Here is a 15391-nt window from a genome sequence, read left to right as displayed (position 1 = left end):
GCGACCGCGGTCTGCTGGGTATCGATCGTTCCGACACGATCGCGAGAACAATCAACGGAGGCAGGACATGACGAGCAAGGCGCTGAACGTGCCGGCGGTGGCGTTGGGCACGTGGGCCTGGGGAGACAGCGGAGAGGCGGGCGACGGCTACTTCGGCAGCCGGCTGAGCGCGTCCGGTCTACGCGAGGTCGTCGAGAAGGCGCAGTCGAACGGGTTCACCCTGTGGGACACCGCCTTGGCGTACGGGATGGGCCGCTCGGAGTCGGTCCTCGCTCAGTCCCTGAGCGGCTATGACCGCAGCGAGTACCAGCTGTCGACGAAGTTCACCCCGCAGTTGGCGGGCGACGGCGACGATCCGGTCGCGGACATGCTGGAGCAGAGCCTGAACCGCATGGGTACGGACTATGTGGATCTGTACTGGATCCACAATCCTTCCGACGTGGCACGTTGGACGCCGTCCCTGATCCCGCTACTGGAGAGCGGCAAGATAAAGCATGTCGGCGTCTCGAACCACAACATGGAGGAGATCGCTCTCGCCGACCGGATCCTCGGCGAGGCCGGCTTCCGGGTGGAGGCGGTCCAGAACCACTACAGCCTTCTGTACCGCGGCTCCGAGCGCGCGGGCATCCTCGAGTACTGCCGCGAGCACGAGGTGCGGTTCTTCTCCTACATGGTCCTCGAACAGGGAGCGCTGACCGGCAGGTACAGCCCGGCCAATCCGCTGCCCGAGGGCAGCACCCGGGCGACCGCGTACAACGCCATCCTTCCCCGGCTGCAGGCGCTCACGGACAGGATGGCGGCGATCGGCGAGGACCGCGGCGCCTCCGCCGCCGATGTCGCCACCGCCTGGGCCATGGCCAAGGGAACCACCCCGATCGTCGGTGTCACGAAGGCGAATCACGTCGACGGGCTGCTCCGAGCCCGCGGCCTCGAGCTCGCCGACAAGGAGATCGCGGAACTGGAGGCGCTGGCGGACACCGCGGACGTCGACACCCGCGGCTGGTGGGAGAAGGAGATGTAGCGGTCGTCAAGCAGACGTTGCGGTCGTCAGATGCAGCGGCCGTCAAGCGCATGTTTCGGCCGCAGAGTACTGAGGATGCGCGCGTCCTCGGCGAATCCGCCGTCGATGCCCGCCAGCGCCGTCAAGCTCGGCGGCTGAATTCCCCGCGGCCGAAGCGGAAGGCCGGCAGTGGCGAAATGCGGCGGCTCCGGACTGAGTAGCGATTACTCAGGCGTCCGCGCGCGATCGCTGATGGAATGCTTCGGCCCCGTGGCACGCGGGTTGGTTCCCGGCGCGCGGGGAGTGCGCCGGGAACCTCGTCATGATCTGCCGAGGAGTCGTGAAACGACGTGGGGGAGAGTCCGCCTGGGGCGGCCGGGGACTGGGTGGTGCCCGGTTACGAGCACGAGCGTCCGCTGGGAGCCGGGGCGACCGGGCGGGTGGTGCTGGCCAGGCACATCGAGTCCGGTGCCGCGGTGGCGATCAAGTACCTCGACACGAGATCGGCGGCGCTGGCGGGCATCGACGGCGGATTCGCCGAGGAGGCACGCATCCTCAGTACTCTGCGGTCGCCGAACATCACCGCCTTGTACGAGTACGTCGAGGGGCCGGCCGGGTCGGCGATCGTGATGGAGCTGGTCGAGGGCGTGACGCTGCGCGTCCTCTTGCGTGAGGAGGGGGCGACCGGCCCCGAGGCGGCGCTGGCGGTCCTGAAGGGCTCGCTGCTCGGGCTGGCCGCCGCGCACGAGGCCGGGGTCGTGCACCGCGACTACAAGCCGGACAACGTGCTGGTCACGCCGGAAGGCGCCTCGAAGCTGGTCGATTTCGGTCTGGCGAGCCGCTTCGGAGCCACGCCGGCGGCGGCCGGCACGCCGGTCTACATGGCGCCTGAGCGCTTCAGCAAGGGTCCGGCCTCGGCCGCGTCCGACGTGTACGCGGCCACTGCGACGTTCTTCGAGTGCGTCACCGGAGCCCGGCCGTATTCCGGCACCACCGTGATCGAGCTGATGGCCCAGCACAACGAGGCGCCGATCCCGGACGAGCTGGCGCCGGAGCCGCTACGGCCGCTGGTCCGCGCGGGGCTGGCGAAGGCGCCGGAGGAGCGGCCGTCCAGCGCGGCGGAATTCGTCGCGGAGCTGGAGGAGATCGCGCGCGCCGCGTACGGCGAGGACTGGGAGGAACGCGGCCAGCGCAAGCTGGCCACCGTCGTCGCGGCCCTGCCGCTGCTGCTGCTGCGCGGCGCGCAGGCGCCGCCGGCCGAGGCCGCCACCGACTTCGCGCTCACGAACCTCGGAGCGGGGCCGACCGGCCGCTCCCAGATGCGCAGGGCCCGCGGTCCGGTGGCCGCGACCGTCGGCATCCTCGTCGTGGCGCTGCTGATCTCGCTGCTCACCAAGCCCGCCGCGTCGGTGTCCGCCGGCGCCACGGTCCAGATCGCCACGACCGTGACCGCAGGCGGCCCGACACCGACAGGTCCGGCCGCACTCCCGGCCGCAGCCGCGTCGGCCACGCCGACCGCCACCGCGGCATCGAGCCAGACGAGCACGGCCAGCGCCGGGAGCACGGCACCGAAGCAGAGCGGCGGGCAGTCGACCACGCAACCGTCGACCGGCACGGGCACGGCGACGACATCCGCCGCGACCTCGGCGTCCTCCACCCCGCCGACGCAGCACTCGACGACCGCCGCGCCGCCGCCGTCGCTGACCGTCGACTCGGTCCAGATCACCGTCCTCGGTTGCCAGGGACTCACCGGTGCGTACGCGACCGTCCAGGTCACGAGCGATGGAAAGGCCTCGGGGACGCTGACGTTCACCTGGTTCTCCAGCCCGTCGTCCTCCGGCGCGCACACCGCCGACGGCACGCCGACGGTGGTCTCCCTGGCTCAGGGCCAGACGAGCGTGAAAGCGACCGAGATGCACGACTTCAGCAACGCGCCGCCTGCCTACTGGGGCGTCGAGGTCACGACCGATCCGGCGGCCGCCTCGGGCAACGGGTCCTCCGAAACGCTGTACGGACCGAATTGCGAGATCCAATGACCGGGAACGAGAAGCAGCACCCCGCCGACGGTGCTGAGGTGCTGACCGCCGCGATCGTGCCGACGGTGCGCGATGTGTCGGCCGATGTGGTGGCCACGGTGGCGGTCAATGCTGCTGCTACCGATGTGGTTGCCACGGTGGCGGTCGATGCTGCTGCCGATGTGGTGGCCACGGTGGCGGTTGAGGCTGGTGCCGATGTGGTGGCCGCCACGGTGGTTGTTGACGTCTCCGCGGAGCCCGCGGCCACCCAGGCGTTGGCCGCGGAGCCAGCGCACGGCACGCTGCTCATGCCCACGCAGGCCGACCTGTCGCAGGCCGACCCGTCGCGGGCTGACCTGCCGCGGGCTGACCTGCCGCAGGCCGATTACCCGCAGGCCACTGAGGCGCCGCGAGCCGGTGCGGCCAACCCCCTTGCGGCACAGGGGTATCGGCGGATCGGCCCGGGTCCCGCCGCGGCCCTGGCCGGATCGGGCGCGTCGCGGATCGATCCGGCGACGGCGGCGGCCTGGCACGGTGCCGCGCCGAAGAAGCGGCGTCGGGCGCTGTTGCGCGGCTGGCTCATGCCGCTGCTCGTGCTCGTCGGTGTCATTGCTCTGCTGCTGTGGCAGCGCGTCGGCGGCCGGCTCGAGGTCTCGGGCGTGACCGCGTCGGCCGGAACCGCGTCGATCGGCTGCGACTCGACCGAGGTGGTGACCGCCAGCCTGCACACGAACGGCACTGCGGGAACGATCGTCTACCGCTGGGTGCGCAGCGACGGGACCGTCTCCGGTGATCTCCGGCAGTCCGTCGGGGACGGTACGAAGCAGACCGATGTCGTGCTGCGCTGGGCGTTTTCCGGCCACGGCAGCACCCGCGCCGTCGCGACGATCGATGTGGAGTCCCCCGGAGCGGCTTCGGCGGTCGCATCGTTCGTCTACAGCTGTCCTTGAGGACCGACCTGTGCCCACCTGGTGATAAACGCGGGAAGCGGTGAAGAGCTTCCCGGAGTTCACATTGCGCAGGCATCACAGAGGGCTGGCATGATGTGCCCTCGGAAGTCTTGTCTGCCGCAGGACGGCGTTGGTATGGTCCGGCGGTGTTGCGAAAAATTGCAGTCGGGGGCGCTGTGATGGCAATGCTCGGATTCGCGGGGATTCCCACCGCGTCCGCGGCATCATCCAGCGCGGTATATCAGACCATCAACTATCACGGTTACGAGATCCAGGTTCCGGCGTCCTGGCCGGTCTACGATCTCGCGGCCGATCCGACCCGGTGCGTGCTGTTCAACCGGCACGCGGTCTACCTCGGCACGCCGGGGGCCGATCAGCATTGCCCGACCCGCGCGTACGGGCGCACCGAGGCCGTGCTCGTGCAGCCCGAGCCGTCGTCGGTTTCCGCCGGCGCGGTGGAACTCGGGCCGGACACCGCCTCCTTCTCGGGCGCGCTGAGCGCGGATGAGGCGACGGTCCACACGGTGCAGTTCACGGCTCCGGGACCGGGCGTGCAGGTGACCGCGTCCTACGGCACCGACGAGGCGGGCATCCGGGCGATCCTGTCGGGGGCGCGGATGACCGCGAAGACCGCCGCCAAGGCTCCGGTCGTCAGCTCCCCGCAGGCCACGGCGGGCACGTCCTCGGCGTCCGCATCGGGACAGGTGGCGGGACAGGTGGCGGGCTCCGGCTCCGCGACGCCGGTGAAGAAGGCGGCCACCTCCTCGGGCCTCTCGGCAGTGCAGGGGCAGGGGCTCGGCATCGACACGTGCACCGTGCCGTCGGCCGCGACGATGAAGGACTGGCTCGCCTCGCCCTACCGCGTGATCAGCACGTACCTCGGCGGCGCGAACTGGGCGTGCACCTACGGCGACTTCACGCCGGGGTGGGTCGGTCAGGTGGCGGCCGAGGGCTGGAAGTTCATTCCGATCTGGGTCGGTCCGCAGGCGTCGTGCACGCAGTTGACGAACACGACGGTGATCGACCCGGCCAACGCGGCGGCGCAGGGCGAGGCCGAGGCGGCGAGCGCGGTCGCGGCGGCTCAGCAGTTCGGCTACGGCCAGGGCACGCCGATCTACTACGACATGGAGAGCTACAGCACGGCCGCCGCCGGATGCAGCCAGGCGACGCTGACCTTCCTCGGCGGCTGGACGGCCGGACTGCACGCCGCGGGCTACCTCTCCGGCGTGTACTCGAGTGCCGCGACCGGAATCGCAGACCTCGCATCGCAGTACACGAATAGCGCCTATCAGAGCCCGGACGACGTCTGGTTCGCCGACTGGAACGGCAACCCCGTGCTGGTCAACCCCTACGCGCCGCAAGCCGACTGGCAGGGTGCGATCATGCACCAGTACTACGGAGACCACTACGAGACCTGGGGAGGGGACACCCTCCAGCTCGACAGCGACGTCGTCGACGCCGCGGTGGCCGGGGACGCGGACGCGTCGGCCGGCGGTCAGGCCACGATCACCGACGAGCCCGCCGCGGTCTCCGTCTCACCGGGCGGCGACGGCGGCACGACGCAGCTGACCATCCAGGCCGGCCCGCGGCTTTCGGCCGTGCACTGGCGGGCCGAGCCGCCCGCCGGGGTCACCGTCTCGCCGTCGTCGGGTATCGCCGTGCTGTCCGGGAACAGCCAGGCGACCGTCTCGCTGCACGTCACGGGCGCCGCATCGCTCGCATCCGGGCGGTACGCCGTGCCCATCACCGCGAGCGCGAACGGACAGCAGGTCACGGAGACGTTCCTCCTGGTCAGCAACGGCTCCTCCATCGCGACGCCAGTCGTGCTCTACGCGGCGGACGCCGACAGCATGGCGATCGCTCAGGCTGAGGCGCAGGAACTCGCCCTGCCCGCGAGCAACCTGACCGGCGACTTCGAGACCGCGTGGACGGATGCCGCGAGCGGATCCGACTTGGTGATCGCGGTCGGCACGGCGGCGAGCAACGCGCTGTTCCACAACGCCTGCGGCTGGACGAACCCGGCCGGCGAGGCTATGGGCCACACACCGTTCGGATACGCCGCGGTGCCGCTCCAGAACGGCGCCGGCGGCGTGTTCGAAGGGGCCGATGGCAGCAACGATGCGGCGACGCGGGCGATGTCGGAGCAGTTCGCCCAGTACGCAATGGCCGGCACTGTGCCGAACGACAGCGCCGACCAGCCGCTCGGATCCATCACCCCGGCGAACACCTGCCTCGGCTCCCCGGACGTGCCGACCCAGTAGGCGCGCTGCGGAAGATAACCGACAGGCCGAGCCTGGGAGCGTTTCAGGGGCCGTCCAGCCGCAAGGCGGGACGGCCCCGCGCATTCGCGCCGTGCGAGCGAGATCTCGGCCCGGGCTCGTGATCGGCCGGCGGCCACCGCCGGAGTACGGCGGCGCCACCGCAGGGGTCAGGCTTCTGCCGAAGCGGTGGCGACTTCCTGTGCCGGGACCTGGCCCGGGATCCGGGCGGCGCGGGCCGCGGGGATGAGGGCGGCGATGGCCGCGGCGAGGAGGGCGACGCCGCCGCCGACGGCGAGGCCGGTGCGGAAGCCGTTCTCTGAGGTGACGACGGTGCCGCCGAGGTTCACGGTCATCTGGGCGAGGACGACGCCGACGACGGCGGAGCCGATGGAGGTGCCGAGAGAGCGCATGAGGGTGTTGAAGGAGTTGGCCGCGGCGGTCTCGTGCAGCGGGACGGAGCTCATGATCAGCGCGGGCATGGCGCCGTAGGCGAGGCCGGTGCCGGAGTTGATGACCATGATCGCGACCATGATGCTCCAGGCGTGGCTCATCAGGCCGAGCGAGAGCGCGTAGCCCGCGGCCTGCACGAGGACGCCGCAGACGAGGGTGAACTTCGGGCCCCTGGCGTTGGTGAGCTTTCCGCCGAGCGGGGAGACCAGCATCATCATGAGGCCGCCGGGGGCCATCCACAGTCCGGAGGCCAGCAGGGACTGGCCGAGGCCGTAGCCGGTGGCGGTGGGGAACTGCAGCAGCTGAGGCATGATCAGCAGGCTGGAGTACATGCCGACGCCGACGAAGATCGAGGCGATGTTCGTCGTCAGCACGCGCGGCCTGGCCGTGGTGCGCAGGTCCACGAGCGGCGCGGAGTTGCGCAGTTCCCAGACGCCCCAGCCGAGCAGCAGGACCACGGCGGCGGCGAACAGGCCGAGGGTGGTGGCGCTGGTCCAGCCCCATTCGGAGCCCTTGGTGATGGGCAGCAGCAGGCAGACGAGGGCGGCGCCGAGGGCGAGGCCGCCGAGCAGGTCGAACCTCTGGTGGTCGCCCTCGTCGGCGGGGGTGTGCGGGATCAGGGTCGTGACGAGCGCGCCGATGATCAGGGCCAGGACGGCGGAGCCCCAGAACAGCACACGCCAGTTGGCGTACTGGGCCACGGCGGCGGAGATCGGCAGGCCGAGGGCGCCGCCGATGCCCATGGAGGCGCTGACCAGGGCGATGGCGCCGGACAGCTTTTCCGCCGGAACGACGTCGCGCAGCAGCGACACGCCCAGCGGGACCATGCCCATCCCCATGCCCTGCAGGCCGCGGCCGATGATCATCACCAGGACGGAGGACGACAGGGCGCACACGATCGACCCGATGAGCAGCGGGATCAGGCAGATCAGCAGCATCCGGCGCTTGCCGAACATGTCGCCGAGCCGGCCGGAGATCGGCGTGCACACGGCTGCCGCCAGCAGGGTGCCCGTGATCACCCACGTCGCGTTGGCCGAGGTGGTGTGCAGCATCGTCGGCAGGTCGCCGATGAGCGGGGTCACCAGTGTCTGCATGATCGCCGCCACGGTGCCGGCGAAGGCGAGCGTGGCGACGATGGCGCCCGCTCGGGCCGGCGGCGACGCGGTGGTGGATGGCGCGGTGGTGGCCATAGGGAGGGCTCCTCGACGAAGGACGTGATATGCACAGTGCATATAATGTGTAGTCTACATGAGACATGTAGACGCCATAATCGCGGCCGGGGTGCCGTGGATGGTGGAATGGAGGGAGCGGAGAGAGGCGGTTGCAGATGGCCAGGGCCACGGAAGAGGTCGAGTTCGAGCAGATGCTGCTCAGTCGCTTCGGGCTGGCCTCCCACGGCCGGGTGCCGGGCCGGGCCATGGACAAGAGCGCGTACATCCTGCTCAGCCGGATCCGGCTGCAGGGGCCGATGTCGATCGGCGAGATCAGCGAGGCCTTCGACCTCGACGTCTCCACCGTCAACCGGCAGACCAGGGCGGCCATGGAGGCGGGCCTGGTGGAGCGCATCGCCGACCCCGCCGGCGGGCTGGCCCGCAAGTTCCGCATCACGGCGCTGGGCCAGCAGAAGCTCGACGACGACCGCAGCTTCAACGTCCGCTCGCTGGACGCGGTCATGGCCGATTGGCCGGAGGCTGACATCGCGCAGTTCGCCGTGCTGCTGCGCCGCTTCAACGCGGGGATCGAGCGGATGGGCGCGGTGCCCTGGCCCCGCCCGGACGAGGCCGCCGGGGCGGAGCCGGGAGATTCCGGCGCGAGCGCGGACGGACCGGTGCAGCAGGAGCTTGCCGTCTAGCCCGGGGCGCGCCGGGACCGCGCGTCCGCGGGGGTAGATCAGAGCCCTGCGGCCCAGTCGGCCACGGTCGCGACGTCGGCCTGCATCGGGAAGACCTTCTCCACCAGAACGCGGTGGACCTCGGGGTCGGCGTCGGCGCAGGCGTCGGACAGCACCGTAAGCCCGTAGTCGAGGTCGGCCGCCTGGCGGAGGGTGGAGAGGATCACGCCGCTGGTGGCGATGCCGGTGAGTACGAGTTCGTCGACGCCGGCGGCACGCAGGAGCATGTCGAGATCGCTGCCGGAGAACGCGCTCACCCGCCGCTTGGTCACGACGATGTCCTGCGGGTGCGGGGCGACGGCCGGATGGATCTCGTTCGGGGGCTGCTGACGCGCAGGGCCGTCCTCGGCGGCGCGGGCGAGGGCCCCGAACATCTTGTTGCGCGGGTGGACCTCCGGGAAGCCCGCGCGGAAGCCCACCTGGGCGTACCAGACCGGTGTGCCGGCCCGCCGGGCGGCGTCGATCGCCCGGCCCAGCCGAGACAGGTAGTCCGGGTCCGCGTACCGCTCGACGATGAGGCTCTGCACGTCGAGGACCAGCAGGACGGATTGCGGCATGAGCGGGATCCCTTCGGGGTTTCCTTCGGCGCGAGAAGTTGCTTGAGTTAGGCAAGTGTAGCAAAAGGCTTGCTTGAGTTAGGCAAGCATTCCGGGGAGGATGGGGCGTGGTCGCAGGTTCGGTCAGGTCAGGGAGGCCACGTCGTGGATGCCGCAGCAGGCCCGGTCGCGGGAGTCTCAGCCGAGGTCGCCGGCATCGAGGCGGCGCTGAAGGAGATCGCGTACCTGGCGAGCCGCGCCCGCCAGCACGAGCGGATGATGGCCGTGGCCGGGCTCGACCTCGATCGCTCGGCCGCGGCCCTGCTGCGCAGTCTGTCCGAGCACGAACCGGTGCGCTCTGGCGAGCTGGCCAACCGGCTCGCCGTCGAGGCGTCGCACATCACCCGCCAGGTCCAGCAGCTCGAACGCACCGGCTACGTCACCCGCGTTCCCGACCCGGACGACGGCCGGGCCCAGCTGGTCGAGCTCACCCCGCGCGGCCGTGCCGCCGTGGAGCGGATCCGCGTCGTCGGCTGCCTCGGCATGCAGCAGGCACTGGCGGACTGGCCGGCCGAGGACATCGGGACCCTCGCCGTGCTCTTCCGCCGCATGGTCGACGATTTCGTGGCCCACGCGGACGACGAGATCGCCTTCGAGGTGCCCGACGCGTCGTGAGGCGCCGCGGTGAAACCTAAGGTTTCCGATTCTGCAGCCATGGGCTGTTCGCGCCATCCTCGCAGATCGTCGGACAATCTCGGCGCGCCGGTTCGGGCGGGCAGCGCGCGGAGCTGAGGTTTTTGCGGAGCAGCCTTGTCCGGTTGCGGAGGCAGTGTTAGGTTCACTCCACAGCTTGTATGACAATCAGTCAGTTGATGACCAGCTGTCAGGAGACGACGATGTCGACCGCCCAGCAAGCCCCCGAACCGGCCGCCGCCGCAGCGACAGCCGAACCCGCCGCGACCCCCGAACCCGCCGACGCCCTTCGCTTCGAGCGCGTGACCCTGCGGTTCGCGGGGGTCGAGCGGCCCGCCGTGCAGGATGTGTCCTTCAGCGTCGGGCGCGGCAGGTTCGTCGCCGTCATCGGGCCCAGCGGCTGCGGGAAGAGCACGCTGCTGAACCTCGCCGCCGGGCTGCTCAAGCCGAGCGAGGGCGACGTGGCCTTCAACGGGGCGCCGATCGGGGGCGTGAACTCCGAGGCGGCGTACGTGACCCAGCACGCGAACCTGCTGCCGTGGCTGTCGGTGAAGGCGAACATCGGGCTGGCGCTGAAGTTCCGCAAGGTGCCGAAGAGCGAGCGCGAGGAGCGGATCGCCCGGTGGATCGCGCTCGTGGGCCTGACCGGGTTCGAGGACCACTATCCGCGCGAGCTCTCGGGCGGGATGCAGAAGCGCTGCTCCATCGCCAGGGCCCTGATCTATGAACCCTCCATCGTGCTGATGGACGAGCCGTTCGGGCCGCTCGACGCGATCACGCGGCTCAGGCTGCAGCAGGACCTGCTCGACATCTGGGCGGAGCAGCGCGGCACGCTCGTGTTCGTCACGCACGACCTGAACGAGGCGATCTACCTCGCCGACGAGGTCGTGGTGATGTCGGCCGGCCCCGGCACGGTCCGGCGCGTGCTGCCGGTGCCCTTCGAGCGGCCGCGCGACATCGGCTCGCTCGTCGAGTCGAGCGATTTCGCGGAGATCTACAACGACCTGTGGAGCCTGTTCAAGTCCGAACTGGACGTCCCGGCCGCCGAAGCCGCCGCCGCGTAGACCGAAGAAAAAGCCTGATAGGCGAGGAAGTGTGATGACGAAGCTCAACGTCCTGCTCGGCGACTATCCGCACACCGCCGCGCTCAAGCAGCGTGCCGAGTGGCGATTTCCGCAGGTCACGCCGCTGTATTCGGCCTTCGCGCGGATGGTGCGCAACCTTGAGTTCGATGTCTGCGAGATGGCGCTGGCCACCTTTCTCCAGGCGCGGGAGGTCGGCGTGCCGATCACGCTGATCCCGGTCGTGATGATCGGCGGCACGCACCATCGGTCGTTGACGCGATCGCCCGATGCTCCACCGCTCGCGCCGGGCGACCTCGCCGGGCGGCGCGTCGGGGTCCGCTCGTACAGCCAGACGACCGGCATGTGGGTGCGCGGCATCCTTCGCGAGGACTACGGTGTCGACTCGTCGCAGGTCACCTGGGTGACGACGGAGGAGCCGCACGTCGCCTCCTACCGCGAGCCCGGCAACGTCGGGCGGTCCACGGCCGCGAACGTGGCGGAGCTGCTGCGCGGCGGGCAGGTGGACGCGGCGGTTCTCGGCCCGCGCGCGATCGGCGGCCAGGGCCAGGGGCTCGTACCGCTCGTGGAGGACGCCGAGGCCGCGGGACGCGCCTGGGTCGAACGGCACGGGACCACGCCGATCAACCACACGCTCGTCGTCCGCGACGACGTGCTGCGCCAGGATGCGGACTCGGTCATCGAGCTCTACCACGCGCTGAAGGCGGCGCTGCCGGACGCCGGATGGACGGATTCGTTCGCCGCCTGCCTGGAGATCGCCGGCAGGTACTCGCTGGAACAGGAACTCGTCCGCACGCCGCCGGACGTGCGCGAGATCGAGAAGGCCGCAGCGATCTTCGGGGAGGCGGCGTGAGCGTCGAGTGGCAGATGCCCGGCATTCGGCCTCGCGTCGGCGATTACGCGCGCCGGCCCGAGGTGATCACGCCGGAGCTCGCGAGGAAGATCGCGTGGCGGGCCAAGGCGGCCGCCGAGCCCTTCCGCGGCATCGCCGGTGCGGCCGGGGTGCGGCCCGGTCTGTTCCCCTTGCGCGAGACTGGCATCGATTCCAGCGGCACCCGCCAGGCGGCCCGCGACTATCTCGCCGCGCTTTCGCCCGACCGGCGCGAGCAGGGACGATTCCCGATGGACGACGTCACCCGGCGGCAGTGGGCGAACGGCGCGCGCTACTTCCTGCGTCATGGCCTGTGCCTCGAAGACCTCGACGACACCGCACGCCACCGTGCCCTCGCCGTGATCCGCGGCAGCCTCAGCGACGCGGGCTACCGGCAGATCGTCGACCTGATGCGCTTGAACCTCACGATCGGCGAGATCCGCGGCGAGACCGATCAGCTCAACGAGTGGATGTACTGGTTCAGCATCTACGGCACGCCGGAATCCGACGGTCCGTGGGGCTGGCAGCTCGACGGCCACCACGTGTGCGTGAACTGCGCGTTCATCGGCGGCCAGATGGTGCTCACCCCGACCTTCCTCGGCGCCGAGCCGGTGATCGCCGAGTCGGGGAGATATCGGGGGACGGTCTCGTTCCGCAGCGAGGAGTCCGTGGGCCGCGACCTGTTCGCCAGTCTCGGCGACGATCAGCGCAAGCTCGCCGTGATCGCCGACACGATGCCGCGAGACCTGTTCGCCGGGCAGTTCCGCGACAATTTCGAGCTCGAATTCGCCGGCTTGCCCTTCGGCGAACTGACCGAGACCCAGCGCGCGATATCCGACCAGCTGCTCGGCCTCTACATCGACCGCGCGGCGCCCGGTCACGCCAGGGTGCGCAGGGACGAGGTTCTGGCGCACGCCGACGAGACCTACTTCTCGTGGATCGGCGATCCGGAGCATGTCTTCTACTACCGCGTGCACAGCCCGGTGATCCTCATCGAGTTCGAGCATCAGCACGGCGTCATGTTCGACAACGAGGAGCCGCTGCCGCTGCACATCCACACCGTCGTGCGCACCCCGAACGGCAACGACTACGGCGTCGACCTGCTGCGCCGGCACCACGAGCTGTACCACCGGGGAGGCTGAGCCGGATGCGGCTTGCGCGAACGGCCACCCGGGAGGCAGCCTCCCTTTCTAACCGCGGAACGCCGCGGTGATCAACTCCATGAAGGGGAGCGCGCATGGCGGGCTACGGCCACGAGGACCTCCTGGACGCGGCCGCCGTCTCGACCCGGGTCGAGCAGGCGTACGAGGGACTGCGCTCGCTGCTGCTCTCCGGCAGCATCGCGCCCGGCACCCGGCTCACCGAGGCCGACCTGACCAGGATGTTCACCGTCTCGCGGGCGACGATGCGCACGGTGCTCGGCAGGCTGACGCAGGAAGGCTACGTCACCGGCGAGGTCAACCGCGGCGTACGCACCCGCAGCTTCTCCGTCGAGGAGGCGGCGGACATCCTCGAGGCCCGGGCGACGCTGGAGTCCGCGCTCGCCGGCAAGGCCGCGGAGCGTGCGACCGACGAGGAGATCGAAGGACTGCGCCGGACGCTCGCCGAGATGGAGGACTGCAGGGCGCGCGGCGACCAGGACGGCTACTCCGCCGGCAATCGGTCCTTCCACCAGCAGGTGAAGCTCGCCGCGCACCAGAAGGCCCTGACCCGGGTGTTCGACACCCTGCACTACCCGCTCGTGATGCGCCAGTACCGGAATGTGCATGCACTGCATCCGCGCCCCGGATCGTACGAGGAGCATCAGGCGGTCCTGTTCGCGATCATCACCCGCAATCCGGACGCGGCGGTCGCGGCCATGCGGCACCACGTCGCATCGGCCCGCGGCGCACTCGTCCTGCGCACGGACGACGACCCGCACTGACGGCCCCTCGAAACCGGGGCCGTGAGCCGCGAGGACTCTCACGACCCCTGATCGAGGAGTACGTTCACCATGCTCACCACGGTGGAAACCGCGTCGGGACCGGTCGAGGGCATACCCGCCCGGGACCGCTCGATCACCGTCTTCCGCGGCATCCCCTACGCGCAACCGCCGGTCGGCGAACTGCGCTGGCGTCCGCCGCAACCGCCCGAACGCTGGTCCGGGGTGCGCCGCGCGCACCGCTTCGGCCCGATCTGCCCGCAGGCGCCGAATCCCGAGATCGCGGGCGTCGACCTGCCGATGCGCGAGGACTGCCTCAGCCTCAACGTCTGGACCGGGGCGCAGCACGCCGACGAGAGGCGCCCTGTCCTCGTCTGGATCTACGGCGGCGGGTTCCGCGTCGGCACCGGGGCGAATCCCCGGTACGACGGCGTGAACCTGGCGCGCAAGGGCCTGGTCGTGGTCACGTTCAACTATCGGCTCGGCGCACTCGGCTTCCTCGCCACGGAGGAGTTGAGCGCGGAATCCCCGCAGCGTGCCTCCGGCAACTACGGCCTGCTCGACCAGATCGCGGCACTCGAATGGGTGCAGCGCAACATCGCGGGCTTCGGGGGAGACCCCGGACGCGTGACGATCGCCGGCCAGTCCGCGGGCGCGGGCTCGGTGAACTTCCTCGCGATGTCGCCGCTCGCCAAGGGCCTGTTCCAGCGGGCCATCGCCGAGAGCCACGCCCGGTACTCGCGGGACCTCGAACTCCGCTACCTGTCCACCTCGTACCGCACGCGCGCCGACGCCGAGTCGCACGGTGCGCGCTACGCGGAGCAGCGCAAGGCGCGCTCGCTGGCCCAGCTGCGTGCGCTGCCCTGGCAGAGCCTCATTGACGGAGACGCCGTCGACACCGAGGTCGAGACCGGCAGCGACGCGAAACCGCCGCTGTTCCGGCCCGTCGTCGACGGATACGTGATCCCGCAGGGATATGACCAGACATATATCAATGGTCTGCAGAATGACGTCGGCTACCTCGCTGGCAACAACCGCGACGAGAGCGGCGCGGTGCCGGAGAACGCGTTCGCGGCCTACCGGGCGGCCAGCAGCAGGGCGCGGCGACCGGGCATGCCGCCGGTCCACGTCACGCTCGACTCTTTCCGCGCCGCCGCGGAGCGCAAGTTCGGCGCCCTGGCCGACGAGTTCCTGCGGCTCTACCCGGCCGCGACCGACGACGAGGCCGCCCATTCGAGCAACGCCGCCGTACGCGACAACGCCCGGATCTCGACGTTCCTGTGGGCGACGGACTGGTCCCGGCACGCCGAAAGCCCCGTGTTCACGTACTTCTGGACGCACCGCTCGCCGATCCACGGCCCCGATCCGCGCCGCGCGTCGCACAGCTCGGAGATCGACTACGTGTTCGGCAACCTCGACCCGGCCCTCGCCGCGTGGAGCGACGAGGACCGCGCCGTCTCCGAACGCATGACCGGCTACTGGGCCAACTACATCGCCACCGGCGACCCCAACGGCCCCGGCCTTCCCCACTGGCCCGCCTTCCGCCCCGACCGCCCCTCGGTCATGGAGCTCGGCGGCGATTTCCAGCCCGTCCCGCTGGCCGCGCCCGCGCGGCTGGAGTTCTGGAAGCGCTTTTTCGCAGCTCAACAACCCTGGTGAACGGAGAATCAGCATGATGCGCACCACGGGCAACGGCGCCCGCCCCACGCACGGCCTCACCC

The 15391-nt window shown here is 70.5% G+C and carries 12 protein-coding genes and 1 pseudogene; 11 read left to right on the top strand and 2 right to left on the bottom strand.

Features of this window, described 5'->3' with window-relative positions:
* The first annotated feature begins 67 nt into the window (after positions 1–67).
* The 4 genes from KDK95_RS23395 (at position 68) to KDK95_RS23380 (ending at position 6226) form a co-directional block, all read left to right on the top strand.
* Complete coding sequence (locus KDK95_RS23395) at positions 68–1021, top strand: aldo/keto reductase (protein ID WP_212520410.1); 954 nt, start codon at positions 68–70, stop codon at positions 1019–1021.
* A 329-nt stretch (positions 1022–1350) separates the two neighbouring features.
* The gene (locus KDK95_RS23390) at positions 1351–3036 is read left to right on the top strand and encodes a serine/threonine-protein kinase (protein ID WP_212520409.1); all 1686 of its coding nucleotides are present in this window, start codon (positions 1351–1353) and stop codon (positions 3034–3036) included.
* Positions 3033–3965 carry a hypothetical protein gene (locus tag KDK95_RS23385; RefSeq protein ID WP_212520408.1) on the top strand — a complete coding sequence of 311 codons (933 nt, stop codon included), beginning with the start codon at positions 3033–3035 and terminating at the stop codon, positions 3963–3965. The genes KDK95_RS23390 and KDK95_RS23385 overlap by 4 nt, the downstream gene beginning before the upstream one ends.
* 179 nt (positions 3966–4144) lie before the next feature.
* Complete coding sequence (locus KDK95_RS23380) at positions 4145–6226, top strand: DUF1906 domain-containing protein (RefSeq protein ID WP_212520407.1); 2082 nt, start codon at positions 4145–4147, stop codon at positions 6224–6226.
* A 167-nt stretch (positions 6227–6393) separates the two neighbouring features.
* On the opposite strand, the gene KDK95_RS23375 is transcribed toward KDK95_RS23380, so the two are convergent.
* Entirely contained in the window at positions 6394–7866 is a 1473-nt protein-coding gene (locus KDK95_RS23375) for an MFS transporter (protein ID WP_212520406.1), read from the bottom strand.
* 137 nt (positions 7867–8003) lie between these two features.
* Between KDK95_RS23375 and KDK95_RS23370 the strand changes: the two are divergent.
* A pseudogene (locus KDK95_RS23370) lies at positions 8004–8450 on the top strand (MarR family winged helix-turn-helix transcriptional regulator); the annotation flags it as partial.
* A 116-nt stretch (positions 8451–8566) separates the two neighbouring features.
* Here the strand turns inward: KDK95_RS23370 and KDK95_RS23365 are convergent.
* Positions 8567–9124 carry a cysteine hydrolase family protein gene (locus tag KDK95_RS23365; RefSeq protein ID WP_212520404.1) on the bottom strand — a complete coding sequence of 186 codons (558 nt, stop codon included), beginning with the start codon at positions 9122–9124 and terminating at the stop codon, positions 8567–8569.
* A 144-nt stretch (positions 9125–9268) separates the two neighbouring features.
* Between KDK95_RS23365 and KDK95_RS23360 the strand changes: the two genes are divergently transcribed.
* From KDK95_RS23360 to KDK95_RS23335, 6 genes are all read left to right on the top strand, one after another.
* Positions 9269–9778, top strand: coding sequence for a MarR family winged helix-turn-helix transcriptional regulator (locus tag KDK95_RS23360; protein ID WP_212520403.1), 510 nt, complete (start codon positions 9269–9271; stop codon positions 9776–9778).
* A gap of 197 nt (positions 9779–9975) precedes the next feature.
* Positions 9976–10860, top strand: a complete 885-nt coding sequence (locus tag KDK95_RS23355) for an ABC transporter ATP-binding protein (protein ID WP_249161764.1) — start codon at positions 9976–9978, stop codon at positions 10858–10860.
* 34 nt (positions 10861–10894) lie between these two features.
* On the top strand, positions 10895–11731 hold the full coding sequence (locus KDK95_RS23350; protein ID WP_212520402.1) for a substrate-binding domain-containing protein: 837 nt from the start codon (positions 10895–10897) through the stop codon (positions 11729–11731).
* A complete protein-coding gene (locus KDK95_RS23345; protein ID WP_212520401.1) occupies positions 11728–12891 on the top strand; it encodes a DUF3500 domain-containing protein in 1164 nt (387 codons plus the stop codon). The genes KDK95_RS23350 and KDK95_RS23345 overlap by 4 nt, the downstream gene beginning before the upstream one ends.
* Positions 12892–12986: 95 nt before the next feature.
* Positions 12987–13673: a GntR family transcriptional regulator gene (locus KDK95_RS23340; protein WP_212520400.1), complete on the top strand. Its 687-nt coding sequence runs from the start codon at positions 12987–12989 to the stop codon at positions 13671–13673.
* Positions 13674–13742: 69 nt separating this feature from the next.
* Positions 13743–15329 (top strand): carboxylesterase/lipase family protein, encoded by a 1587-nt coding sequence (locus KDK95_RS23335; protein WP_212520399.1) that lies wholly within the window; start codon positions 13743–13745, stop codon positions 15327–15329.
* Positions 15330–15391 lie beyond the last annotated feature (62 nt).

Origin of the sequence: Actinospica acidithermotolerans (genome assembly GCF_018139625.1) — a bacterium.
In the GTDB taxonomy this organism is placed as follows: domain Bacteria; phylum Actinomycetota; class Actinomycetes; order Streptomycetales; family Catenulisporaceae; genus Actinospica; species Actinospica acidithermotolerans.
The sequence above is the reverse complement of the archived record's forward strand: the minus strand, read 5'-3'. Positions and strand labels throughout refer to the sequence as shown.